Below are 22,422 nucleotides of genomic sequence, written 5' to 3' on the forward strand. Positions count from 1 at the left end.
AATATTTAAAAATTAGTTACTTCAGCACCTTCAATAAAGCGGTGTTCTTGTAAATCGACAATTCGATACCTTTTAGGCTTTACTTTACCTTCCTTACAATAGCCAGCCATAGCCTCCCAATGACCAGCCTCAAACTCATTCGTAATGTGCAGTTCACTTAGCCCTTTTATTCCTTTATAACGGTACAAGTTCTACGAATGCTCCAATTGCATACGCATACAACCCTACGATTTTCTGTTCGCTGAATAATAGATCTTAGTTCGTTATAATTAATTTGAATTGGTTTCTCTTGATCAGGTATAAATATGTTCAAAGTCCATTTGTTTAAATCAACTAATGATGGTGGCCCTTCTTGGTAATACCGTAATGAAGACGGCTTTTTTTTCAATCCAAGGCGTTTTAGGTATAGTATTATTCATTTTAAATTTTAAATTTTAAATTTTACTCACTATCTTTTATTAATAACTTTACACAACGAAATCCGACAATATTATCTCTTACAGTTGGAGGGTATGGATCTCTGCTGCTACAGCGCATATATTCACTATCATGTAAACCAGAGCCTCCTCGTGTAACAAAGTCATCTGTAATGCTGCTTTTATATAATGGATTTATACCACTTTGATCCCAGTTATAATTAGGGGAATAATTGTCTTGGCACCATTCAGCTAAGTTTCCAGCCATATCGATACAACCAAAGGGTGATCTATTTTGTAGATGAGCATGCCAAGGTGTCGAACGCCGATTTAATTCCGCTGGTTCACAATCAGGAGCAAAATTTGCTAGTAATAGTGATGCTTCAGCATTCCCCCAAGGATATTTACGATTATCGTTTCCTTTTGCTGCAAACTCCCATTGAGCTTCGGTAGGTAAACTTTTTCCTACAAACTTTGCGTATGCAACAGCTTCATGCCAACTAATACCAGTGACCGGTTGATCTGCTTGGTTCCAATTAGGATCATTCCAGTATAGAGGTTCTTTGATGCCCAATTTCGAAATAAACTCCAAACCTTCTGAGCTCCATAAATCCGTTTCTTGGTAACCTCCCTGCTCTATAAAAACTTGAAAGTCTTCATTGGTGACTGGTTTCACATCCATAAAAAATGGATCTAACTTAACTTGCATAAGTGGCATTTCATCTGGAGATTCTAATGAGCCACGTGTGAATTTTTCTCCAGAAATCAAAGTCATATTTATCATCTAAGTAATCCTAAATTTCCAGTAAACTTGTTAACAATTTTCTTGTTACCATATATAGCTATTCCCAAATATTCTAAACTCATTGCTGTAGCTTCTGATAGGCGATTAGAATAATCTTCATAATTTTTAGTCATTTGTGCCGCATGATTAAAATCAATAACAATTAAGTCTGGTTCGTACTCCCTAAGTTGTTGACGCAGACTTGACAATAAACTTCCATCGCCCGTTAATATCGGGATAGGCATAGTGGTTATGCCCTTATGAACTTTACCATCATAATCATTAATATCTTCACCTATAAGTTCCGGTTTTAATTTCCCTAAAGACAGTGTTAATATAGCAGCCGTATTAGCAATAAGTCCTATAGGTAAATTTTTATCAATTATTATTGCACAGCGCTCAATAGACATTGCTTATGCTCCTTTAAATTTATATTAGTTTGGACAAATACAACCCACGTCATTTCAATAATTAGTGGGAGTGAAATTATTTCTAAGTTGGAATGTTTAGCGGCTATTTCATTGGATAAATGAGATCGTTTAATCGTGATGCGGGGGCTTTATGAGTTACTATAGAGATTCGTTTTTTATTCTCTAACTTTCTTTTTAATTCATCTTTACTGCGAGAACAAATAAAATAATGCGGAGGGCTAAAGAAAAAAGAACCCATTAGTGTTGTTTTTGGATTCATATAGAAATAATCTGAATCCCGATATGCATTAGCAACTAAAAGAGTACAGTCGGTATGATTTTCAGTATAAGCGGACGCTAGTTCAAAGCTGCTAAATAAATGTATCTTAAGCTTCCTACCTAGTAGTATTTCCATATGGATAGCTGCTGCCTCGCTACTTGAACCAACAGGTCCGAGTGTTGAAATACAGGTAATGGATTCATTGTTACGTAGCCAAAATCCGTGTTCAGTAATCATCTTATCGAAATTCCCTTCAAGCTTTAATTTATCTAGAGTAATAAGTTAAAGCTAATGGTTAGATGATTATTGTATAAAACTGCTTTTTTGAAAGTAATTTTAAATTGATGAGTATATGGATCAGTTTAGTTTTTTGAGTGGTGATAATGATTTCCTCTAATTTTTTCATTATCATACATTAACTTATTGTTCAAAAAATAGGCTTGAGGTTAATTTCGAGGGGATGGGCACAAAACCCCTTGTAGGGCTCTATGTCAGAATCTGTACGCGATACAATAGGTAAATTCGCCTTGTTGTCTATGACACTCGCAGCGGTCTTAACGATCACGGTGTACCAGTACGCGCAGCTTAGTGGCAGTTCCTGTTCGTGGTGATCATGCTAGTGATAAATGGTTTCGGTTCTAAATCTGTACAAGAGATGATGAGCACGGCAATCAATCTAACAGCGGGTACAACGATGTTACCACCAATCTTTATTATGGTTGCTTATCATCTTCCGTCTTAAATACGATGATCTTCTCTGCACTCGCATGGCGGTGGATCTCTCGCTTCGAAAAGAAGCAAGCACAAGGTGAAGCAGCGAAGCAAACTTTGGCTTCAGCTAAATAAACCGAATTAGACATAGATAGTTTCTAATATAAGCGTTAAGGCTCTGATATCCTCAGTGCCTTTTTATATTTAAAATCACGTAATCTGGCATACAAAATTATTTACCCATACTTTTCTCATACATATTTTAAATCTTCAAGTGATATAGTTGAAATTCATAATTTAATGGATTAATCAATGAATATTACATTTAGTATCACGAAACGAGTCCTTTCACTTTCAACCCCCTGCTATAGCATTTCTCTGCCAGCAACCAGTGGTAGAAATGGATGCATGAACAATGCATCACAAGCTTGTACTTTTAAAAAAATGAAGGACCCATTCCGATAGGTCGTTATTATTTAATCCCGTCAGAACTGAGTAATCCCAATGTTGTAGCCGACATTCCGCACCCTATTATAGGTATTAATTATCGCTTTTTAACGACACGTTCAATGCAAATGTAGACATGATGTATTTGTGAATGTTGATGTTATACATAAATTGCTAAATCCCGCGTGAAATAAAAAAAAGCTTGACGGCGATCCCCATATTTGATCTATTAGTTATCTTTGGGCGATGAAAATTATGACCATATCATATTCAACAAAGAGTCTTGATCACCTCGGTTTAGTTTCAGGCATGTGCAAAGATATTGGTATCGCCAAGTTTATTGATGACGCACATCCCGAACAAAGTAAGGATAAGCACATTTCATACGGGCAACTCGTAGAAGCCATGATTTTAAATGGACTCGGTTTTGTTGGTAGAACATTGCATATGTATCCTGAATATTTTGCAGAACGGCCTGTCGAACGCCTTCTTGGTAAGGGTGTAAAAGCGGAGCATATTAATGACGATGCACTCGGTCGCTGTCTTGACCAACTCTATGAAACTGGCGTTTCCGAGCTATTTCAAGGACTGTCCGCCCGTACAATTTCACATTTAAAGCTTCCGTGTGAAGGGCTTAATCTGGACTCCACAAGCATTCATGTTGATGGTGAATATAAAGACGAAGACGGTAATGCAGCCATTCAACTAGTGCGAGGCTACAGCCGTGATCATCGCCCTGAATTGAATCAGGTGGTGTTAAACCTGATCACTGAAAATCAGGCCGGTATCCCCGTCTACATGCAGGCGGCAAGTGGCAATATTAACGATAATGAAGGTTTTAAAAATATCGTTAAGCAACATGTTAAAAGTCTTAAAGCGGCCCATAACAACCGCTATTTCATTGGCGATGCTGCATTATATGTCGCCGAAACGATCCAATCTCTCGATGAACAAGGCCAATTATTCATATCGAGAGCGCCGCAAAAGTTAAAATTAGTCAAAGACGCCATATCAGAACAAAACAATTACCATTTCACTGAGTTAGGAAATGGCTATAGCGCAACCTGGATAGATTCAAACTACGGTGATGTTAAGCAGCGTTGGTTGTTAGTGTTCAGTGAACAAGCAAAAAAACGTGAACAACACACATTAGATAAACGTATGCTAAAAGACGCCACTGCGGCATTAAAATCACTGGAAAAACTCAGTAAACAACGTTTTGCTTGTCATGCTGACGCAATGAAAATGCTGAGTATCTGGATGAAATCTCAAGCCAGTATGTCAATGAGTGAAATTGACGTTATTGAGCATCCAATTTTCACTAAAAGTGGTCGACCTAAAACAGGTCAAGAGCCGGATGGTTATGAATATCAAGTAACCGGTTTGCTTGCTTCAAAATTAAATTTTCGCGAACGTAAATTATCCGAAAAAGGGTTATTCATGTTAGCGACAAATGATTGTAGCGATACGTTAACGATGAGCAAAATGCTTGAACTATATAAGTCACAGCAAAGTGTGGAAAAAGGGTTTAGATTCTTAAAAAGTCCTGATTTTTTAACATCGTCATTATATTTAAAAAAGGCAGAGCGGATTGAGGCATTGCTGATGATCATGACGTGTTGCTTGATGGTATACGCGGCACTTGAGCATAAGATCCGAGAGGAGTTGAGAACTAAAGACGTATATTTTCCCAATTTAAAATATAAGCCCTGTCAAAATCCTACCGCCCGTTGGGTTTTCTTTTGCTTTCAAGGTATCGACATTTTAACTCTCTCAGAAGAGCCGCAATTAGTGCTGAATATTAAAGAGCGACATCGAATAATTATTGATTGTATGGGGCCGACATATCAGCAGATTTATTCATAAAATGGGGTGCGGAATGTCGGTTGTAGGCGATATCATGCGCCGAACTCAGGGTGATTGGGGCGACTGGAGAATTAGGTTATATCCTGAAAAAAATACAAAAACGTTTGGCCGAGATGGTTTTTTCATTCATGGCGGTGATATAAATGGCTCTGCTGGATGCATAGACATAGGAGGTGGTCGCATAAATGAAATATCTAAATATTATCGCTTTAAGTTTAATATCCTTCAGTACTATGGCTGAAGTTATCGATAAAGTTACCAGCTATGAATCGATGTGGGGTATAGGTCTAAGCTTATCCATCATTTTTGCTACACTGACATATTTCAAAGCAAGTTACATTATTCTCCCTTTCTTAACCTCTGCCTACCTCTGCTACGGTTATCTTGATATGGCTTATGACCCTACGTTTAAGCAGCTCGTTATCGATGCGATGGGCAAAGAGTATTTTATGTCTGGCTATATATCATCTTGTCTTATGATAGTTTTATCTTTGTTTTCACTATATCTAGCTAGACATAAATTGTCCGAGTGAATATTTAATTCCAATAAAATACCCATCAACCTAAGCTGATGGGTATTCTTCAATTAATTATCTACCTACCCAAAACTACATATTTGGTGTGTCTGTTACTACATGTAGGTTTTGCGCTCGGTGTCTTAGCAAGTGATCCATTAGCGTGATAGCAAGTTGTGCTTCCGCAATTGGCACAGCGCGGATACCGACGCATGGATCGTGACGACCTTTGGTCACCACTTCAATGGCTTTACCAAACTTATCAATTGATTTACCTGGAATGGTAATACTTGATGTCGGCTTCATGGCAATGTGCGCAATGATGTCTTGACCACTTGAAATACCACCTAGTACGCCACCAGCATGATTAGAAAGGAAACCATCTTCTGGTGTCATTTCATCACGGTGCTCGCTGCCAAGCTGTTCTACAACGCCAAAACCATCACCTATCTCAACACCTTTCACAGCATTGATACTCATTAGTGAATGGGCAATGTCAGCATCTAAACGATCGAATACCGGCTCACCTAAACCAACAGGAACACCTTGGGCAACAACCGTTACTTTCGCGCCCACTGAATTACCTGATTTTTTCAATCCACGCATGTATTCATCAAGCGCTTCTAATTTGCTTGGATCAGGAAAGAAGAATGGGTTTTGTTCAACTTGATCCCATTGCAGTGCTTCTGCTTTGATTGGGCCCAGTTGTGATAAATAACCGCGAATAACAATACCGTGTTGTTCTTTCAAATATTTCTTCGCAATTGCACCTGCCGCTACGCGCATTGCCGTTTCACGCGCCGATGAACGACCGCCACCACGGTAATCGCGATGCCCAAATTTCTGATGATAAGTATAATCAGCGTGACCTGGACGGAAGGTATCTTTAATATTGGAATAATCTTGTGAACGTTGGTCGGTATTTTTGATCAGCAGACCAATTGAAGTACCTGTGGTTTTACCTTCAAAAATACCAGAAAGGATCTGAACTTCGTCAGCTTCACGTCGTTGAGTAGTATAGCGAGAGGTGCCAGGCTTACGACGGTCAAGATCAAACTGCAGGTCTTCGACTGAAATTTCTAGTCCTGGAGGGCAGCCATCAATGATGCACCCAAGTGCTGGCCCGTGGCTTTCTCCGAATGTGGAGACCTTAAATAATTGCCCAATACTATTCCCTGCCATAACAGCGTTTCCTTTATATAATGCCGACTAATACCTTCGAGAATACAAGACCCTCGGCCTAGCGACAATAGCAAACAGCTAAAAGGAGGAATAAAAAAAACCTGCAACCATCATAAGATGATCACAGGTTTATCATGGGTTAAAGACCTCAAAATGGTTCGCTACAGCGTTATTTAAACGGGGCGACTATTTAAACGGGGCGAACAGGGCCATCGAATCTAAGATCTGCTCTTTGCTGATCATGAATATACCGTGACCGCCATTTTGCATTTCTAACCAAGTAAATGGTACTTCTGGGAATTTCTCTTGCATGTGAACCATGCTGTTACCAATCTCAACAAACAGTAAACCACCGTCGTTTAGCATATCCGGTGCTTGCGCTAACATTTTAAGCGTTAGTTCTAGTCCATCGACACCAGACTGTAAACCGACCTCAGGTTCGTGTTTGAACTCATCAGGTAGGTTATCAATATCTTCTTGATCAACATAAGGCGGGTTCGATACGATCATGTCGTAGCGTAAGCCTTCAAGGTTCGAGAACAAGTCAGATTGAATTGGTGTTACTTGATTCTCAACACCGTGTTCTTGAATATTGATCTCGGCAACTTCAATCGCACCATGTTCAATATCAACCGCATCGATGTCTGAATCTGGGAATGCATGAGACAGTGCAATGGCAATACAACCGCTGCCCGTACACATATCAAGGATACGCATTGGCTCGTTTATTAACCAAGGTTGGAAACCATTCATGATCAATTCTGCAAACGGTGAGCGAGGCACTAATACACGTTCATCAACAAAGAACTCTAACCCAGCAAACCAAGCTTTGTTAGTCAGGTATGCCGCAGGGATACGTTCGTTTACACGGCGAACGATTAACTCAACCAATTTTTGGCGTTCAGAAGTAAGCAGTCTCGCATCACGAATTTGAGGGTCAATATCTAATGGCAGGTGTAATGTCGGTAAGATTAACTGCACAGCTTCATCCCACGCGTTATCAGTACCGTGGCCATAACAAATACCAGCATCGTTAAAACGGCTAACCGCCCAACGGATAATATCTTGTATTGTAATTAACTCTTTGACTGCTTCATCAACAAAAATCCTGTCCACAATTGACTCCAATTTTGGTAAAGTAACAAAATGTTTAATCAACTGAGCTTAGCAGTTGAATTTGGGTAACTAACATTATGTTTAATAAACAAATGAAAAAAAAGATGTTGCTGCAAATAGATGTAGCAAAAGAACAGGCACAAGCGGCGCAAGTGAAAGTATCGCAAGCAGCGTTGAAACCAGATGATCACGCTCTTTTCTCTGATAGTATGAAAGGTATAAAACCTTTGATACAGGATACCATACGCAAAACAAAAATCAGGGCTAATAAACCGAAAACGCAAGCAAATAATTCAATCCGACAAGAATCAGCGCAACGTGAACATTTTTTCTCCGATCAATTTGAACCACATATTGCTGACGAAGGTCCAACTCGTTATATACGCGACGGCGTTTCACCCTATGAGTTAAAAAAGTTGCGTCGTGGTGATTACGAACCTGAGCTGCTGTTAGACTTACATGGTTTAAGCCAAGAAACAGCCAAGGTAGAAATATCCGCATTAATCGCAGAATGTCGCAAACAGCATATTCGCTGCTGTAACGTCATGCATGGTCATGGCAAGAATATTCTTAAACGCCAATTACCAATGTGGTTAGCGCAGCATCCTGATATTGAAGCATTTCATCAGGCAACCAAGACCTGGGGAGGCAGTGCAGCCATATCCATCTTGATAGAACTAACCACGAAAGAAGACTTCTGCTAATTGTCTGCCACGTGTTGGCAGCATTTATTGATGATTATTGCGAAGGTAATAAAGCATGGTGACTGATAAACAAGATCAGTGGTTTTCAGAACTAGAAAAAGAAAACAATGAGCGTCTGCTGCAACTTGAACAAGCAATGCAGACCAAGGATAAATTGCACCGAATCAACGCTGAAAAGATCAGGAAACAGGCCGGATCAGCTGCTGATTTCAAAGCGAAACATCCAAGGCTAAGCTTTCTAAAGCGCTACAATGTCATCATTATGATGCTGCTGTTTTGGCTCATTACGGTGGTATTTAATGTGGCTATGTTTATCGGTTAACACCAAACTATTTATCCTTCAATACTAAACAACAAGCACAAAAAAAGGTTAGTGCATAACACTAACCTTTCAAGCTCAGTCTGTTAAACCGCAAATCGCTTAATTTCACGATTCACTTCCGAGACACGCATTTTAACATTGTTACAGGCGTTGCTCGGCATGACTAACATACCTTGCTGGAACTCTAATAATCCCAAACCTGTGACATAGAGAGTTCCACGAAAAAAACTCTTTACATATTTTGCAATACGGAACGAGTTAAATTGTTTAAAACTACGCATTTAGCACTCCTTTATACGCTTATATAAGTACCATCCAAGCACCCAAACAGAGGTGGCATAATATACGAACAAAACATCCATGCAAAGCTATTTAACACTGCAATAACCATGGTGCAAAGTATAAGCGCCATTCATAATATGTATTATCAAACCACATACTAACTTATACTCTGAGATGTCTCTAACCACTTCAGTTGGCAATCATTTTCATTTAATTCTAAACAAGCAATCGCAGACGTTGCGAAAGCAGGCATGTGCTTACCATTTGTTAATGCAGCAGTGAGGTAACTCACTACAGGTAAATGCGAAACTAACAATATGGTTTCATAGTTATACTCTGCGACCAGTGCGCGAATATAATCAGCAATAAATTCGGCATCACCATCAGGGGTGATGTCTTCACATACTTGGACTTTGTTTACGGTAAAAAAGTTCCCGATAACTTGCCAAGTTTGTGCAGCTCGTACATATGGGCTATGTAATACACAATCTAACGTCGGTTCAATTGCACTTAACCAACTAGCCATATCAGCGGATTGTTGGCGTCCTGTGCCCGTTAATTCACGTTCAGCATCACTGCTGGCATACAGTCCTGCTTGACCGTGTCGCATAATATAAATCTTCATACCACCACGCTATATTATCTATTGAAGTCTTATAGATATTAACACAGCGCCTTAAAACGACTGCATGGTAGCGCAACTTGATGACAAAAATATTAAAAATCACGTTTAGCTTATGTTTTTAAACATTGTTTTCAAAAAAGACTTACTTACCGCTATTTTCGCGCCATACTGAACTTATATTATTAACAAATAGTATCGCCATCGCGCGGTATCTATTTTATTCAGTAAGATTAAACCTCAGCATTCATTACTGCATTTTAAATTGGCCATTCTTTGAAGCCGATCTAATTAAACTCTTTTTTTGATGCAGTCATCACATGGAGCATTCACCTTGATAACTAGCCCTAATGATTACAAACAATATCGCCACATCACGCTCCCTAATGGTTTAGTTGTATTACTGATCCAAGATGATCAATGTAAAAAGTCAGCCGCATCCATGTCCGTAGCCGTTGGTCATTTTGATGATCCCTTGCAACATGAAGGGCTTGCACACTTACTCGAACATATGTTATTTCTGGGGACCGAAAAACACCCAAAACCCGGTGAATACCAGTCGTTTATTTCCATGCATGGCGGCAGTAACAACGCTTGGACCGGTACCGAATATACCAACTATTATTTTGACATTAACAATCGCTATTTCCATAACGCCCTCGACCGTTTCGCCCAATTTTTTATCGCGCCAAGCTTTAATGCTGATCTGTTAGAACGCGAACGTCACGCTGTTGATTCCGAATATAAACTAAAGCTTAAAGATGATGTACGTCGCTTCTACCAAGCACACAAAGAAACCGTTAATCCAACCCACCCTTTTAGTAAATTCTCGGTGGGTAACCTCACGACATTAGCCGACACCGAAAGCTACACTTTACGTGATGAATTGTTGCGATTTTATGAGCAACATTACTGCGCATCCATAATGAAGTTAGTGATCCAATCCGAACTAACACTCGATAAGCAAGAACACATGCTTAGGGAGATGTTCTCGGCTGTGCCTAATCGCGGGATTAATGCCGTTCCTTTAGCAACCCCACTATATACAGCAGCGCAATTACAACAAGCTATTTGGGTGGAATCGCTCGGCGGTCATAAAAAATTATACATCTGCTTCCCGCTAGGCGATATCGTCCCCTACTACCAAATTAAACCGCTGAGTTACATTAGCCAGCTAATCGGTGATGAAACCGATGGCAGTTTACTGTCATTACTGAAACGTAAAGGTTGGGTAACCGCGTTATCAGCGGGCAGTGGTCAAAGCGGTGCTAACTTTAAAGATTATAATGTCATGGTCGGTTTAACCAGTGATGGTTTTAACCATATCACCGAAATTGTTGAGTTCTGCCTGCAATATATCAAACTGATCGCCGAGCAAGGTTTACAGGCGTGGCGCTATGACGAGAAGAAAAATTTCTTGGAACAAGCCTTTCGCTACCAAGAAAAAATACCCGCCGTTAAAAATGTGTCACACCTATCACAAAACTTGCATATCTATCAGCCTGAGCATGTGATTTACGGCGATTATATGATGACTGGGTTTGATATTGAAGCGTGTCGTTTCTTCTTGCAGCAGCTTAACCCGACAAATATGCGCTTGATGATTTCAGCACCAAACTTAGAGACCGATAAAAAGGCCGCTTGGTATGATACCCCTTATCGCGTAGATGCATTTACGCCTTGCCAGCAACAACGTTGGGCGAATGTAGAGATTGATAACCGCCTAGCGCTACCAATTAAAAACCTATTCATGAGCTCGTCTTTAGAAGCCCTTGCGCTTGATAAAGCCAATCTCACTGAACAACCCCGTTTAATTGATAAAAGTGAAGGGTTTAAAACTTGGTTTATGCAAGAACATGAGTTTCACCTGCCAAAAGGTAATATCTTCATTTCAATTGACAGTGAATACGCCATTGCCAATACTCATAATATAGCCATGACCCGATTAGCGGTTGAGCTATTGATGGAGCAATTAAATAGCCTGACTTATCAAGCCGAAATTGCCGGTATTAGTTACCACATCTACGCCCATCAAGGCGGATTTACCTTACACCTTGCCGGGTTTGCGCAGAAACAGTTCGAGTTATTAAAACTGATCATTGGTCATCGTCACTTACAAACCGTTGATAATGATACCTTCTCGAGTATTCGTAACCAGTTACTTATTTCGTGGGAAAACCAGAAACAAGCAAAACCAATCAATCGCTTGTTTTCAGAGTTAACCTCACTGCTGCAACCGAATAATCCGTCAAGTGAGCGTCTTGCTAAAGCCTTGGTGGGTATTAAGCAGGAACAATTACCTCAGTATCTGGAAAAAATATATCAAAACATCAGTGTGGAAATATTGATACACGGCGACTGGCATCAATCACAAGCGTTAGAGATAGGTCAATACGTCAAAGACAAACTACATCCCATTAGCACGCCAGGTAAAGAGACAATACGTAAGTTGGTGAATATCCAGGATACTGGTTCTTTGGTACACGAAGTGGCTGTTGAACATAACGATTCAGCGCTGATTGTGTACTACCAAGCAGCGAAGATATCACCCAAACAATGGGCCTATTACAGCTTAGCAAATCATGTCATGTCATCGCAGTTTTTTTATGAACTGCGCACCCAGCAACAATTGGGTTATGTCGTTGGAACCAGTAACATCCCGCTTAATCGTCATGCCGGATTGATGTTGTACGTACAATCTCCACATACGCAACCTACAAAACTGCTCAATGCGATCAATGATTTTATTGATTTCTTCCCGTTCGGAATGATCTCCTTTACCGAGCAGCAATGGCAATCCAGTAAACAGGGATTAGCATCTCAATTACGCGAACCTGACGCTAACATAAACGGTAAAAGTAAACGTCTGTGGCATGCTATTGGCATTAAAGATAAAGACTTTAATAAGTCAGATAAAATTGCCGAAGAATTGGAAAAAATTGAACGTGTCGACCTGATCCGCTTCATGGTGGAGTTAAAGTCTCGCACCTCAGACCGCTTGATCATGGCGACAATTAACCAAGATAATAAACATGACGATGACGACGAAGAACGTCATGTAGAAAAGTTTGAAGGTACCTATATTGCTGATGTACAAGCCTTCCAGCAGCAAAGTCATCTCTTTGAGCTGTAGCGCTAAACAAAACTAACATAACAAGCACAAAAAAGGCGCCGTCGGTTACTCACCCACAGCGCCTTTCTTGTTAAGCTTGATCGGTTCTAAATAGCGTTAGTTACTTAAACCAATGAAGCCACCTAACGTAATTAACAGACCACCGGTCGCTTTATTGATCTTATCTTGATAGCGATTAAGCATTTGTTTTAACGAACCACGATTAAGCAATATGATGAAACATGACCACAGTACCGCTGTTTCTAAGAAGATAGATAAGCTGATTAATAACTTATCTGATGTTGGTGTTTCCGGTGCAATCACCTGGCTGAATACTGCCACCATGAACATCAAGATCTTAGGGTTTAATAAATTACACAGCAGACCGTCTAAATAAGCTTTCCTAGGACTAAAATCTAATGAACTCGTATCAACCGCTATGTCGCTTTGCCCTGCACGCAATGATTTAATACCAATATAAATAAGGTAACCGGCACCGAACCAACGCACCACATTGAACAACATAGGATTGCTCGAAATAAGAAACGATATACCGAATAAACCTAACATAATGTGCACCGCCAAACCACTAATGATACCGCCAACACAGTACCAAGCCGCGCGTTTCGCACTTAAGCTACCGTATTTTAAGACCAACATCATGTCAGGCCCAGGGCTGAGCATGCCAAAAAAGTTAATAATTAATAATGACACTATTATTTCGTACATGTTGATCACCACTCCATTGCGTTGAGGTAATCATAGAATGTAAGTTGAAATGAATAAAATGACTTATTCTACTTATCAACAGTCCCATTTGGAATGTTGAGAGTTAATTGAGCATATAATTCATCACGTAGCCATTTATGCGCCAAATCATGGTCAAAACGGGGGTGCCAGATGATTGCAGCCTGCAAAGTAGGTAATTTAATGGGTAAAGCTTTGCGAATAAATTGCTCACCGATGATTAATTTATCGGCAATAGAGTTGGGGATGGTTAATAAATGGTCAGTTTTAGCGAGAATCCTAAAAGCCGAAGAATAAGACGGAATACGCAATGCTACGTCTCGAAACAATCCTTGAGCAGATAAAGCCACATCAATGTCACCCGCTTTGTCTGAGCCCGAGGTAATAATGCCATGTGGATATTGGGTATAATTTGCTAACGTTAATACTTCATTTTCTAACGGGTGCCCTTGGCGCATAATACACACGTAGTTATCTTTCTCTAGCGGTAAATAGGACAGGTGTTTATGTTCAGGACGAATAATCGTGGCGCCTAAATCAATCTCACCACGTTCCATTGCTGCCAGGGTAAACTTATCCCAATAGGTAAGATTAAGTTTAATCTTCGGTGCATGCCGATACAAATACGCAAGCGCCGCTGGCAAAATATAATCGGTGACATAATCGGTTGAAGCAATTGTAAATTCACGCTGTGATTGCAAGGGGTCAAAGCCCCCTGTCATCAATAAACCATCGATGTTGTTCAAGATTTGCGCCAGCTCGGGTTTTAACTGCTTGGCTTTTTCGGTTAACTGACTTTTATTATCCATTTTAATAAGCAAAGGATCGGCGAATATCTCGCGTAATTTAGCCAGGTTTTTACTCATTGCCGATTGAGTGATGTATTGACGCTGTGCTGCCGCCGTGACTTGCTGCTCTTGCAACAAGTACTGCAAACTGAGTAATAAGTTTAGGTTGATACGTTGTAAATTAATCATTTAGCTTTAATTTTAAATCTGCGTTGCCTTCACGATAATCCATCGTCACTTTAAAGCCACAACATTTCGATAACTTAATCATGCCCGAGTTGGTTGGCATGGTGAATCCGACCATATTTTTTAAACCTAATTGACGACAAAATTCAATAATTTTCAACATTAATGCTTTACCCAAGCCCTGCCCTTTTAGATCTGAACGTACTGAAATGGCAAACTCGGCTTCAGACTTATCCCAATCAAAAATTGCCCGTACCACCCCTAATGTTTCAGGCTGACCCATCGGGTTTTTCGCACTGGCAATAAAGGCCATTTCACGTTCATAATCAATTTGCGTTAGCATTGCCATTTCAAAGTGGCTGAATTTAGAACGCGCGCCAAAATAACGTAAATAACGATCATCTGCGGTTAATGAAGAATCAAATGCTTGATGCTGAGGTTCATCCTCATGACGAATTGGTCTTAACAGTACCGCTTTGCCATTTTTCATGGTGTAGATACTTTCTAATTCTTTCGGGTAAGGTAAGATCGCTAATTTTTGCTGTGAACGACGACCACGTAAGCCAATGCTAACGTTATCTACTTTGATGTTATAAGCAGTACGTCCTAATTCTAATGGCTCCAACAAGATCGACTTTATCATCGGGAAATCAATAATCATCTGTGAGATACGGGTTAATATCTCACAGAGTCCGTTCATATTTAAGCGAACCGATAAACTGCGTTCTCGGATAATGCCGTCCTTGATAGCGCCGACAACAAGGTAACGAGATAGTGCCATATTCAGTGGTGGTAAAGCCACGCCAGCATCTTGATCGATATCCCAGTCACCACCCGCTTCGCCTAGGCAGATAATCGGCCCAAACGCAGCGTCATCAATCACCTCAATCCGAAGCTTATTCACCTCGTCTTTGGTTAACGTCGTATCTGACATTATGCCGTATGCACTGAGTAATAAATTAACCCCTTTGTCATTAATTTCTTTGACACCGATACGCATGGCTTTGTCGACCATGATCTTAGCGTCAGCAATCAAGCCAGGATTTAAATCAGCTAATGTTTCAGGTGTTTGGATCAGTTGCTTTTGGTGACGTCTAAATTTAACAATATAATTAAAGGCTTTGACTGCTACTTCCGGGGTGCCGTATGACGGAATACCGGCTTTAATCAAGGTCTGACGGGCAAGACGACCACTGCTTTCGCCCATCCACGAGGTGAATATAAGCGGGCCTTTTTTGTTATTTTCAACCAGTTGTGGGATCAGTTTTTCTGCCGTGACATGACACTCTTCTGTCACCTGCGGGGCATGAATAATCAGTAACGCATCATACTGTGCATCTTCTAACACAATATCTATCACCTTACTGTATGCCTCGGCATCCACACCACCAAGAATATTAATCGGGTTCATGCTGGTAATTTTACCCGGCAGGGCTTTTAACAGTTTCTGCTCGGTTTCATAACTTAATTCAGCTAATTTACAGCCTGATTTAAGCAATACATCAATGGCCATATAGGCTGGAGAGCCACCATTGGAGATGATCAACATTTTATCACCACGCACATAACGTTTGACCGTCGCAATGGTTTTGATAGCAGATAGTAACTCGAAGGTATCATTCACCCGTAACATCCCCGAGCGTTGGAATGCGGCGGTGTAAGCGGTGTTATAAGAGATCTTATTGCGGCGGTCTTGTAATAACACCGTTGCACCACAGATGTTGGAACTTGAACGTACCACCACAATCGGTTTTTTAAATGCTGCGGCTCTGGCTGCAGACATAAAACGCCGGGTATCAATAATATTATCAACATATAGTGCAATTGATTTAGTAAAGCGATCACGACTTAAATAGTCGATCAAGTCAGCAAAATTAACGTCAATCCGCGTACCAATAGAAATAAAACAGGAAAAACCAACGCCACGGGTTTCAGCCCAATCAATCATAGATGTAGCAAACGCGGCCGATTGTGAAATAACCGCGACATCACCTGCTGGCGGGGCAACATGGGCCAAGCTGACATTTAATTTCAGACGTGGATTTAATACCCCTAAACTGCTCGGGCCTAATACCCGAATATTGTATTTTGCGGCGATTAAGCCAATCTTTTCCCAGGTATCAGCATTGCCTTCATAAGGTTCATCGCTAAATAAAATAACCGCTTTACAACCAACCTCGCCCAGTTCTTTCACGATCTTGGCAACAAAACGAATCGGTGTACAGATCGCGCCAAGATCCGGCGCGATCGGTAAATCACTTGGTTTCTTATATGCTAAAATCCCACAGACATTATTAGCCTTTAATGATATCGGCATAATTGGACCATCATACTGACTGGCAATTAAATTTTTAATGACCCAATAACCAATACTCTCGGTGCTATTTTTAGCGCCAATGACGGCAATCGATGAAGGTTCTAATAATGCTTTAATATTCAGTTGGGACATAGTTATAAGACCGCCTGTTAAATACTACGTTTTCTATAGGGTAATGATTTTTTGACAAAATTACGAGTTACAGCCACAATTTGATTCCACTTACCCATGACTTTTTTCTGGGTTTCAGTTTCCAGTACTAATACTGCTTGCTCTGATGCCACCCATGTTTCGTTAAGTAACGATTTCGCGGCGACGATCGCATCTGGTGAACGGGTTTTTAGACTCTCGACAAAGGTCATCGCTGCTGCCATCGGATCATCACAAACATGCGTAACCAGACCATACTTTTCAGCCTCGATACCGCTAAATTTACGCCCCGTCATGGTTAACTCTTTGGCAATATCAATACGGGTTAGTTCACGCATGGTGACCATGCCACTCATATCAGGAATTAGTCCCCATTTGATTTCCATCACCGAGAATTCACAATCAGCCGTGCTATAACGAAAATCTGCACCGAGCGCTATTTGTAAACCACCACCAAAACACACACCGTGAGTCACGGCAATGACAGGCACCGGAATTTGACGCCACAGATAACCCACCTTTTGTGCCAGATTAGCCAGTTCGCCTTCTTCACGTTTTAAGAGTTTACCGGGATTGAGGGGGTTTTTGATAATACTTTTGACATCAAGGCCAGCGCAGAACACCTTACCATCACCGCGTACGATCACTGCTCGGATAGCTTTATTATTAGCGAGTTCTGACGCGGTATTATCTAATGCATAAAACATATCCATGTCTAACGCATTATATTTAGAACCTCGATTAAGGGTGACAATCGCCACTTCATCGATAATTTCCACGGTAACACGTGGTTGTTTTGCGGTTACTTGACTATTTGGCATCTCTTACATTCCTTGTGTGATACCAATCGCAATAAATAAATGTTCATTTAATACAATTGATATGCGATTCAATAATAAATCGTATACCAAGATAGTAGAGTAAAGAGTGACTTTATATCATGACATAACTCAAGTTTTCCTATTCTTAGAGCAAATGCCCGAATTATGTGTTTAAAACCACAGCATGGTTTGTGCTACTAGGCCAAATTTATTTGAACCGCCATAACTGGCACCGAGATCAAGGTGGAAAACATTAAATGGTGACAAACCAATACCAGCCGTGAATACCTGCCCTTTGTTACCTTGCAAATCTGTGGTATAACCAGCACGCAATTGCATTGCAGAAGGCAAGCTTAGCTCACCACCAATTCGAAGCATTTGAGTATCGTCAAAATCATCATTGATCCCAGACAAGCTAACGATATCTTCATAACGCTGGGTTTTATTTATATCTATATCCATAGCCAGCGTTGCATAGTCACTACTCCAACTTAGTCCTGTGGTCATCACAGGGTGTAGATTATAACTCGCGCTTGACCCGTTCATCGGTTTTAAATCCACTTCTTGCGGGATCAAATTTTTCACTACAGCACCCGCGCTTAATCCATATAACAGGCCAACTTCCATACCTAAGTCAAGGTTGAAGCCTTTCTTATCACTGCTCGCACCGTCTTTGTATTTACCCGGATCAAAATTGTCGATAGTTTGTGAATAATTATAGGTTGAAATGATATTGTATTTCGGTGATATACCAACATGTATACCACCATAACGAGTATCGAACTTACGCGCGAAGGTCATACCAAATTCAACCACCGAAATAGCATAGACACTCATTTTAGAATCAACATGGGTATCCGTCAGATCATTATCTAAGACATCAGCAAACAAAAAGGCATCGACATAACCTTTAATAAACACATTGGTGGAGTAATAACGTGTGGGCACAGAAGCAACCAGACCAAAACCCGCTTCGGAATAGGCTTTATCACCCGCAAGTTGGGTTAATGCTGCATTAACGATTAAAGCATCAGCAGGTTTTGAAACATCAGCATTAGCAATAACATCATAAAGATTTGAGGCATCATTAAATAATTCATCAGGATCATCGAATTGAATACCCAGTACCGGAGCTAATAAACCAAAGTCATCACGTACATCATGCTTGGCCGCCATCGCCGGATTGTGGAAAGAAGCAGTAACATAATCTGCAGTAGTCACACCTACTCCACCCATTGCATATGAGCGCGCGTCGAACTCGGTTGCAGAAAGTTGGCAACTTATAACGGCAAGGCCCAATGATAAAGGCAACAATAATGATTGGCTGAGTTGAATTTTCATCAGATCATGAATCCTTATGATATTTGAATAGCGACATGTTCCATCGCACAAATTATAAGATTTATATCGTCATCTCAGCTAACAACTTTAGTTAATTTCGTGTACTCACACAAAAAAACAGCTCGGTGCCTTGCTTATGGGTTAAGGACGAGTGGCTTTGACAGCCTTTCATGCTCAGTAATGCAGCAGTCAAACTGCAAATATAAGTTTTTAATTGACCTTTACGAGGTGATTAATTACAGTACGCATCGTTATATTTTATATAACATTCTGATTAGGTGACGTGTCCGAGTGGCTGAAGGAGCACGCCTGGAAAGCGTGTAAAGGGTAACCTTTCGAGAGTTCGAATCTCTCCGTCACCGCCATCAAACTACATTGAGATGCTTAGCGCATCTTTTTTTGTACCTGAAATTCAGTAATACCACCATTGTTGTTTGTATCTTTTCTTAGATGAATTAATATTAACGTAGCAGATATCTTTCATTTTTAAATTGTCGTACGTAGGTAAAAAATTGAGTAAAAATAACGAATCACATTTAGTTGCCGGTCGAGAATGTGGTGAATGCACAGCATGCTGTGTTGTACTGCAAATTGATGATGACAATTTTAAAAAGCCTGCCGATCAAGTCTGTACAAATTTAATGGCAAAAGGTGGCTGTAAGATCTATACCAAAAGACCTTCGGTATGCCAAGACTGGCATTGTGCATGGCGTTTCATGCCACAGTTAGATGAGAGCTGGAGACCAGATCTCTCAGGGATCATGGTACGTTCAGACGAAAATGGGATTATTTTCCAACCGATTCACGATCCTAAAACCGTATTAATTACAGCACAAGCAATCGAGTTAATTGGTGGTGGTGTTGCCCAGGGCATTCCAATGTCAATGTCGATTCCAATTCGAAAAGGTTATCGCAGTTATAGCACTGCGCTTAACGAACCTTTAGCGGCTGCTGTAGAGGCTAGAAGTCTGCCGATGATCCAGGATAAAATGCTGGAACTGATTGAGTTTTCATTAGCACAAAATACAGCGATAATTCCAATCATCGAGCGTTAATAATAACTCAATAATTTCACGATATCGATAAGCGTAGTAACTCACGAGCTTGCCCAGATTAGATATCAATATTGTTTTTTTTAGAGAAATTGATCAATTGATGACGAAGATAGCTATGGAATGCATCATGATCAACCAGTAAGTACCAATACATATAGCAATCACCTGCTGGTAATCTGTCTCTTGATCAGATCTCACAACACCTTACCGGCGGCTAACATTTCTTTCGCTAACCGTAAAACCACCTAATTTAGCTAAGGATTTATAAGCCCATTTCATATCGGGCGCGGTTTTTCCGTCATGACCTCTGACTTTATAATGTTGCTGTAATATCTTCCATTCATCTTGCTCAAATACCGTATCACAACGTTGATTTTCTATGCCTACCGCTTCATCGATAAGCCCTTTTTTTCGTAGGTAGAGCGGTAAGGTCATTACTTCTCTAAGTTGAAGCAATCTAATACCAATGAAAGCTAAAATTGATACTGCCCGCTCTAAGTTTTTTGGCTCTGTCATGCGCTGACGCTCTGCTCCTGCGCCGGTTTTCCACGCTTTATGGAAGTCTTCTATTCGCCATCTCGCAGCATAAATATCAATGATATGTAGTGCTTGTTCCAATGTATCTATTGGTTCGCTGGTCAATAATACCCAGCGTAATGCGTCACTCTTTCCAGTGGCATTGGTTTCTTCGGCGTAAACGACATTGATTGAACCTGCTGCCGTTTTCGCTTTAAGGGTAATTTGTGCCACTTTAACCGTTAACTGAGCGGTTATTGCTACTCTATTAACTCGTTTACCCTTACTGTTTTTGATGCATTTTTGTGGAATATTGGCAGTGTAACTGCCTAGTTCAGGCTGCTCATTAAGGTATTCGAACAAAGCGTTCATTATGCAGCTGTTTATCTTGAAGATAACTCAGGATATCGGCTTCACGATCACAGACAGATATCATATTAGCCATCGTTTCACCTAACCGTTGACGACAAAAATATGAAGCGTCGGGCCATTTACCGCTCTCTTTTTCGTCAGCGTCATTAATATTATCTGGCCGACACCACCAATCTTGATGGATAAGACCTAATGTTCTTGTGCTATGGCTGTCAAGTAACATCACGGAGTGTACCCTCCAACCACGAGATTTATCGGTTGTTTTACCCAATTTACCTAGGTCTTCTGCCACCTGATGCTTATAGCTTAACGATGTTGTATCTTCGAGAGCCAGAATTTCAGGGATATCCTTAACTAAAGAAGCCGTATGTTCGAATCCTGCAACTCGAATCATCTCTGGAGAAACATTTTCATTACGTATCAATCTATAAGAACCTTCTAGTTTAGCTTCATTTCCAAGGCATGATCTGGCGATAGATTTACCGCTGCTACCTGCCATATTGGCACAGGTATTAATTAATCGTTCTGTTTTACGAATATCACCTAAATCAGCATGTTGGAAGTGATCTCTTGCCCATTGTTCAGGGTTGAATATTGACATGATATTGATACCTGTTATTGACGTTAACAGATCAGATCATGGTTTTTCAAAAAGGTTCAATATTTGTGACTAAGGGACAGGTCCAGAACAGTAAAATATCTGAGTCAATATGCTCGAAGAGCGAGTCAATTAAAAGACCGTCAGACCGGACGTTTACAATATGACGTTGAACCAATTAATGCTTAAGGTCCAACGTATGATTTTATACTGAGTATATTAGATCATGGCTTAAGTTCAGCAGGTATTACTAGGTCAAATACTTCTTTTAAGGTGTTTATTCGGTTATCAACTTTTCGTGATGCACCTTCAAGCGTATGACCATCATCCAATAGTTCTTTAATGAGAACTATTTTCTTTACATTAAATAAATCATATTGCCGAGTATTAGAGTTACCACTACTAGCCTCTATATATCCTTTATCTTGCCAATAACGAATTTTCCTAGCGGGTACATTCGTTATATCAGATACCTCATGAATACCAACTTTGACTTTTTTAAAAAAATCGTAATACGAGTTTTCACTCTCTTTAAATAGTTGATCGGTCATTTTCCTAGCCTTATTATATTTTATATATAACACCGATTATAGCAGCTTGGCTTATATAAATGTAATAAAAATACAATGAACATCCCCAAGCAGCCTTTAATGCGCCCAAGTTACATTTAAAGACCTTGAATTACAATAAATGTAATTCAAATAAAACAAATATAACCATTGACACATTGACAACATTTAAACTACATTTATAGCGGCCAGT

At 40.2% G+C, this 22,422-nt stretch carries 23 protein-coding genes and 1 tRNA gene; 7 read left to right on the forward strand and 17 right to left on the reverse strand.

Going from position 1 to position 22,422, the window contains the following annotated elements; all coding sequences use genetic code 11:
* Nucleotides 1–5: 5 nt before the first annotated feature.
* From MORIYA_RS21025 to MORIYA_RS21030, 5 genes are all read right to left on the reverse strand, one after another.
* Nucleotides 6–188 carry a hypothetical protein gene (locus MORIYA_RS21025; RefSeq protein WP_197713368.1) on the reverse strand — a complete coding sequence of 61 codons (183 nt, stop codon included), beginning with the start codon at nt 186–188 and terminating at the stop codon, nt 6–8.
* A 253-nt stretch (nt 189–441) separates the two neighbouring features.
* Nucleotides 442–1,200, reverse strand: coding sequence for a formylglycine-generating enzyme family protein (locus tag MORIYA_RS08970; RefSeq protein WP_112714494.1), 759 nt, complete (start codon nt 1,198–1,200; stop codon nt 442–444).
* Nucleotides 1,197–1,610: a DUF2000 domain-containing protein gene (locus MORIYA_RS08975; RefSeq protein ID WP_112714496.1), complete on the reverse strand. Its 414-nt coding sequence runs from the start codon at nt 1,608–1,610 to the stop codon at nt 1,197–1,199. Before MORIYA_RS08975 ends, MORIYA_RS08970 begins: the two co-directional genes overlap by 4 nt.
* A gap of 103 nt (nt 1,611–1,713) precedes the next feature.
* On the reverse strand, nt 1,714–2,127 hold the full coding sequence (locus MORIYA_RS08980; protein ID WP_197713369.1) for a hypothetical protein: 414 nt from the start codon (nt 2,125–2,127) through the stop codon (nt 1,714–1,716).
* Between the two features lie 476 nt (nt 2,128–2,603).
* The gene (locus MORIYA_RS21030; RefSeq protein ID WP_197713370.1) at nt 2,604–2,750 is read right to left on the reverse strand and encodes a hypothetical protein; all 147 of its coding nucleotides are present in this window, start codon (nt 2,748–2,750) and stop codon (nt 2,604–2,606) included.
* Nucleotides 2,751–3,294: 544 nt separating this feature from the next.
* Here MORIYA_RS21030 and MORIYA_RS08990 point away from each other — a divergent pair.
* Both MORIYA_RS08990 and MORIYA_RS20820 read left to right on the forward strand, forming a co-directional pair.
* Entirely contained in the window at nt 3,295–4,914 is a 1,620-nt protein-coding gene (locus MORIYA_RS08990; RefSeq protein ID WP_112714498.1) for an IS1634 family transposase, read from the forward strand.
* A gap of 13 nt (nt 4,915–4,927) precedes the next feature.
* Nucleotides 4,928–5,155 carry a DUF2778 domain-containing protein gene (locus MORIYA_RS20820; protein ID WP_162629258.1) on the forward strand — a complete coding sequence of 76 codons (228 nt, stop codon included), beginning with the start codon at nt 4,928–4,930 and terminating at the stop codon, nt 5,153–5,155.
* 367 nt (nt 5,156–5,522) lie between these two features.
* Here the strand turns inward: MORIYA_RS20820 and aroC are convergent, their stop codons facing one another.
* Nucleotides 5,523–6,611, reverse strand: a complete 1,089-nt coding sequence (gene aroC, locus MORIYA_RS09000; protein ID WP_112714502.1) for a chorismate synthase — start codon at nt 6,609–6,611, stop codon at nt 5,523–5,525.
* Between the two features lie 186 nt (nt 6,612–6,797).
* Nucleotides 6,798–7,727, reverse strand: coding sequence for a 50S ribosomal protein L3 N(5)-glutamine methyltransferase (prmB, locus tag MORIYA_RS09005; protein ID WP_112714504.1), 930 nt, complete (start codon nt 7,725–7,727; stop codon nt 6,798–6,800).
* Between the two features lie 77 nt (nt 7,728–7,804).
* On the opposite strand from prmB, the gene smrB reads away from it, so the two are divergent.
* Entirely contained in the window at nt 7,805–8,431 is a 627-nt protein-coding gene (smrB, locus tag MORIYA_RS09010; protein WP_112714506.1) for an endonuclease SmrB, read from the forward strand.
* Between the two features lie 55 nt (nt 8,432–8,486).
* Nucleotides 8,487–8,753 (forward strand): hypothetical protein, encoded by a 267-nt coding sequence (locus MORIYA_RS09015; RefSeq protein ID WP_112714508.1) that lies wholly within the window; start codon nt 8,487–8,489, stop codon nt 8,751–8,753.
* A gap of 83 nt (nt 8,754–8,836) precedes the next feature.
* Here MORIYA_RS09015 and MORIYA_RS09020 read toward each other — a convergent pair whose 3' ends face one another.
* Both MORIYA_RS09020 and sixA read right to left on the reverse strand, forming a co-directional pair.
* The gene (locus MORIYA_RS09020) at nt 8,837–9,034 is read right to left on the reverse strand and encodes a DUF1107 family protein (protein WP_112714510.1); all 198 of its coding nucleotides are present in this window, start codon (nt 9,032–9,034) and stop codon (nt 8,837–8,839) included.
* A 158-nt stretch (nt 9,035–9,192) separates the two neighbouring features.
* Nucleotides 9,193–9,660 carry a phosphohistidine phosphatase SixA gene (sixA, locus tag MORIYA_RS09025; RefSeq protein ID WP_112714512.1) on the reverse strand — a complete coding sequence of 156 codons (468 nt, stop codon included), beginning with the start codon at nt 9,658–9,660 and terminating at the stop codon, nt 9,193–9,195.
* Nucleotides 9,661–9,991: 331 nt separating this feature from the next.
* Between sixA and MORIYA_RS09030 the strand changes: the two genes are divergently transcribed.
* Nucleotides 9,992–12,790 (forward strand): insulinase family protein, encoded by a 2,799-nt coding sequence (locus tag MORIYA_RS09030; RefSeq protein WP_112714514.1) that lies wholly within the window; start codon nt 9,992–9,994, stop codon nt 12,788–12,790.
* 96 nt (nt 12,791–12,886) lie between these two features.
* Here the strand turns inward: MORIYA_RS09030 and MORIYA_RS09035 are convergent, their stop codons facing one another.
* The 5 genes from MORIYA_RS09035 to traF all read right to left on the reverse strand — a co-directional run bounded on the left by MORIYA_RS09035 (nt 12,887) and on the right by traF (nt 19,119).
* Nucleotides 12,887–13,498 (reverse strand): LysE family translocator, encoded by a 612-nt coding sequence (locus MORIYA_RS09035; protein ID WP_112714516.1) that lies wholly within the window; start codon nt 13,496–13,498, stop codon nt 12,887–12,889.
* 68 nt (nt 13,499–13,566) lie between these two features.
* Entirely contained in the window at nt 13,567–14,493 is a 927-nt protein-coding gene (locus MORIYA_RS09040; RefSeq protein WP_112714518.1) for a LysR family transcriptional regulator, read from the reverse strand.
* Nucleotides 14,486–16,939, reverse strand: coding sequence for a bifunctional acetate--CoA ligase family protein/GNAT family N-acetyltransferase (locus MORIYA_RS09045; RefSeq protein WP_112714520.1), 2,454 nt, complete (start codon nt 16,937–16,939; stop codon nt 14,486–14,488). Before MORIYA_RS09045 ends, MORIYA_RS09040 begins: the two co-directional genes overlap by 8 nt.
* Nucleotides 16,940–16,956: 17 nt before the next feature.
* Nucleotides 16,957–17,778 (reverse strand): crotonase/enoyl-CoA hydratase family protein, encoded by an 822-nt coding sequence (locus tag MORIYA_RS09050; RefSeq protein ID WP_112714522.1) that lies wholly within the window; start codon nt 17,776–17,778, stop codon nt 16,957–16,959.
* A gap of 171 nt (nt 17,779–17,949) precedes the next feature.
* A complete protein-coding gene (gene traF, locus MORIYA_RS09055) occupies nt 17,950–19,119 on the reverse strand; it encodes a conjugal transfer protein TraF (protein ID WP_112714524.1) in 1,170 nt (389 codons plus the stop codon).
* Between the two features lie 277 nt (nt 19,120–19,396).
* Here traF and MORIYA_RS09060 point away from each other — a divergent pair.
* Nucleotides 19,397–19,484: transfer RNA gene (locus MORIYA_RS09060), tRNA-Ser, on the forward strand.
* Nucleotides 19,485–19,631: 147 nt separating this feature from the next.
* Nucleotides 19,632–20,174 (forward strand): hypothetical protein, encoded by a 543-nt coding sequence (locus tag MORIYA_RS09065; protein WP_112714526.1) that lies wholly within the window; start codon nt 19,632–19,634, stop codon nt 20,172–20,174.
* A gap of 204 nt (nt 20,175–20,378) precedes the next feature.
* Here the strand turns inward: MORIYA_RS09065 and MORIYA_RS09070 are convergent, their stop codons facing one another.
* The 3 genes from MORIYA_RS09070 to MORIYA_RS09080 form a co-directional block, all read right to left on the reverse strand.
* Nucleotides 20,379–21,062 (reverse strand): IS4 family transposase, encoded by a 684-nt coding sequence (locus tag MORIYA_RS09070; protein ID WP_112714528.1) that lies wholly within the window; start codon nt 21,060–21,062, stop codon nt 20,379–20,381.
* Complete coding sequence (locus tag MORIYA_RS09075; RefSeq protein WP_112714530.1) at nt 21,037–21,663, reverse strand: IS4/Tn5 family transposase DNA-binding protein; 627 nt, start codon at nt 21,661–21,663, stop codon at nt 21,037–21,039. Before MORIYA_RS09075 ends, MORIYA_RS09070 begins: the two co-directional genes overlap by 26 nt.
* A gap of 221 nt (nt 21,664–21,884) precedes the next feature.
* On the reverse strand, nt 21,885–22,211 hold the full coding sequence (locus MORIYA_RS09080) for a MerR family transcriptional regulator (RefSeq protein WP_112714532.1): 327 nt from the start codon (nt 22,209–22,211) through the stop codon (nt 21,885–21,887).
* Nucleotides 22,212–22,422 lie beyond the last annotated feature (211 nt).

This window comes from Moritella yayanosii (assembly GCF_900465055.1).
Lineage (GTDB): Bacteria > Pseudomonadota > Gammaproteobacteria > Enterobacterales > Moritellaceae > Moritella > Moritella yayanosii.

Excerpts from the sequence above, each read along its gene's own strand:
- MORIYA_RS20820 (WP_162629258.1), top strand. The coding sequence starts at position 4,928 with ATGTCGGTTGTAGGCGATATCATGCGCCGAACTCAGGGTGATTGGGGC.
- MORIYA_RS09075 (WP_112714530.1), bottom strand. The coding sequence starts at position 21,663 with ATGTCAATATTCAACCCTGAACAATGGGCAAGAGATCACTTCCAACAT.
- aroC (WP_112714502.1), bottom strand. The coding sequence starts at position 6,611 with ATGGCAGGGAATAGTATTGGGCAATTATTTAAGGTCTCCACATTCGGA.
- MORIYA_RS09015 (WP_112714508.1), top strand. The coding sequence starts at position 8,487 with ATGGTGACTGATAAACAAGATCAGTGGTTTTCAGAACTAGAAAAAGAA.
- MORIYA_RS21030 (WP_197713370.1), bottom strand. The coding sequence starts at position 2,750 with ATGTCTAATTCGGTTTATTTAGCTGAAGCCAAAGTTTGCTTCGCTGCT.
- sixA (WP_112714512.1), bottom strand. The coding sequence starts at position 9,660 with ATGAAGATTTATATTATGCGACACGGTCAAGCAGGACTGTATGCCAGC.
- smrB (WP_112714506.1), top strand. The coding sequence starts at position 7,805 with ATGTTTAATAAACAAATGAAAAAAAAGATGTTGCTGCAAATAGATGTA.
- MORIYA_RS09040 (WP_112714518.1), bottom strand. The coding sequence starts at position 14,493 with ATGATTAATTTACAACGTATCAACCTAAACTTATTACTCAGTTTGCAG.
- MORIYA_RS09035 (WP_112714516.1), bottom strand. The coding sequence starts at position 13,498 with ATGTACGAAATAATAGTGTCATTATTAATTATTAACTTTTTTGGCATG.
- traF (WP_112714524.1), bottom strand. The coding sequence starts at position 19,119 with ATGAAAATTCAACTCAGCCAATCATTATTGTTGCCTTTATCATTGGGC.
- MORIYA_RS08975 (WP_112714496.1), bottom strand. The coding sequence starts at position 1,610 with ATGTCTATTGAGCGCTGTGCAATAATAATTGATAAAAATTTACCTATA.
- MORIYA_RS09050 (WP_112714522.1), bottom strand. The coding sequence starts at position 17,778 with ATGCCAAATAGTCAAGTAACCGCAAAACAACCACGTGTTACCGTGGAA.
- MORIYA_RS09020 (WP_112714510.1), bottom strand. The coding sequence starts at position 9,034 with ATGCGTAGTTTTAAACAATTTAACTCGTTCCGTATTGCAAAATATGTA.
- MORIYA_RS09080 (WP_112714532.1), bottom strand. The coding sequence starts at position 22,211 with ATGACCGATCAACTATTTAAAGAGAGTGAAAACTCGTATTACGATTTT.
- MORIYA_RS08990 (WP_112714498.1), top strand. The coding sequence starts at position 3,295 with ATGAAAATTATGACCATATCATATTCAACAAAGAGTCTTGATCACCTC.
- MORIYA_RS09045 (WP_112714520.1), bottom strand. The coding sequence starts at position 16,939 with ATGTCCCAACTGAATATTAAAGCATTATTAGAACCTTCATCGATTGCC.
- MORIYA_RS09070 (WP_112714528.1), bottom strand. The coding sequence starts at position 21,062 with ATGAACGCTTTGTTCGAATACCTTAATGAGCAGCCTGAACTAGGCAGT.
- MORIYA_RS08980 (WP_197713369.1), bottom strand. The coding sequence starts at position 2,127 with ATGATTACTGAACACGGATTTTGGCTACGTAACAATGAATCCATTACC.
- MORIYA_RS08970 (WP_112714494.1), bottom strand. The coding sequence starts at position 1,200 with ATGATAAATATGACTTTGATTTCTGGAGAAAAATTCACACGTGGCTCA.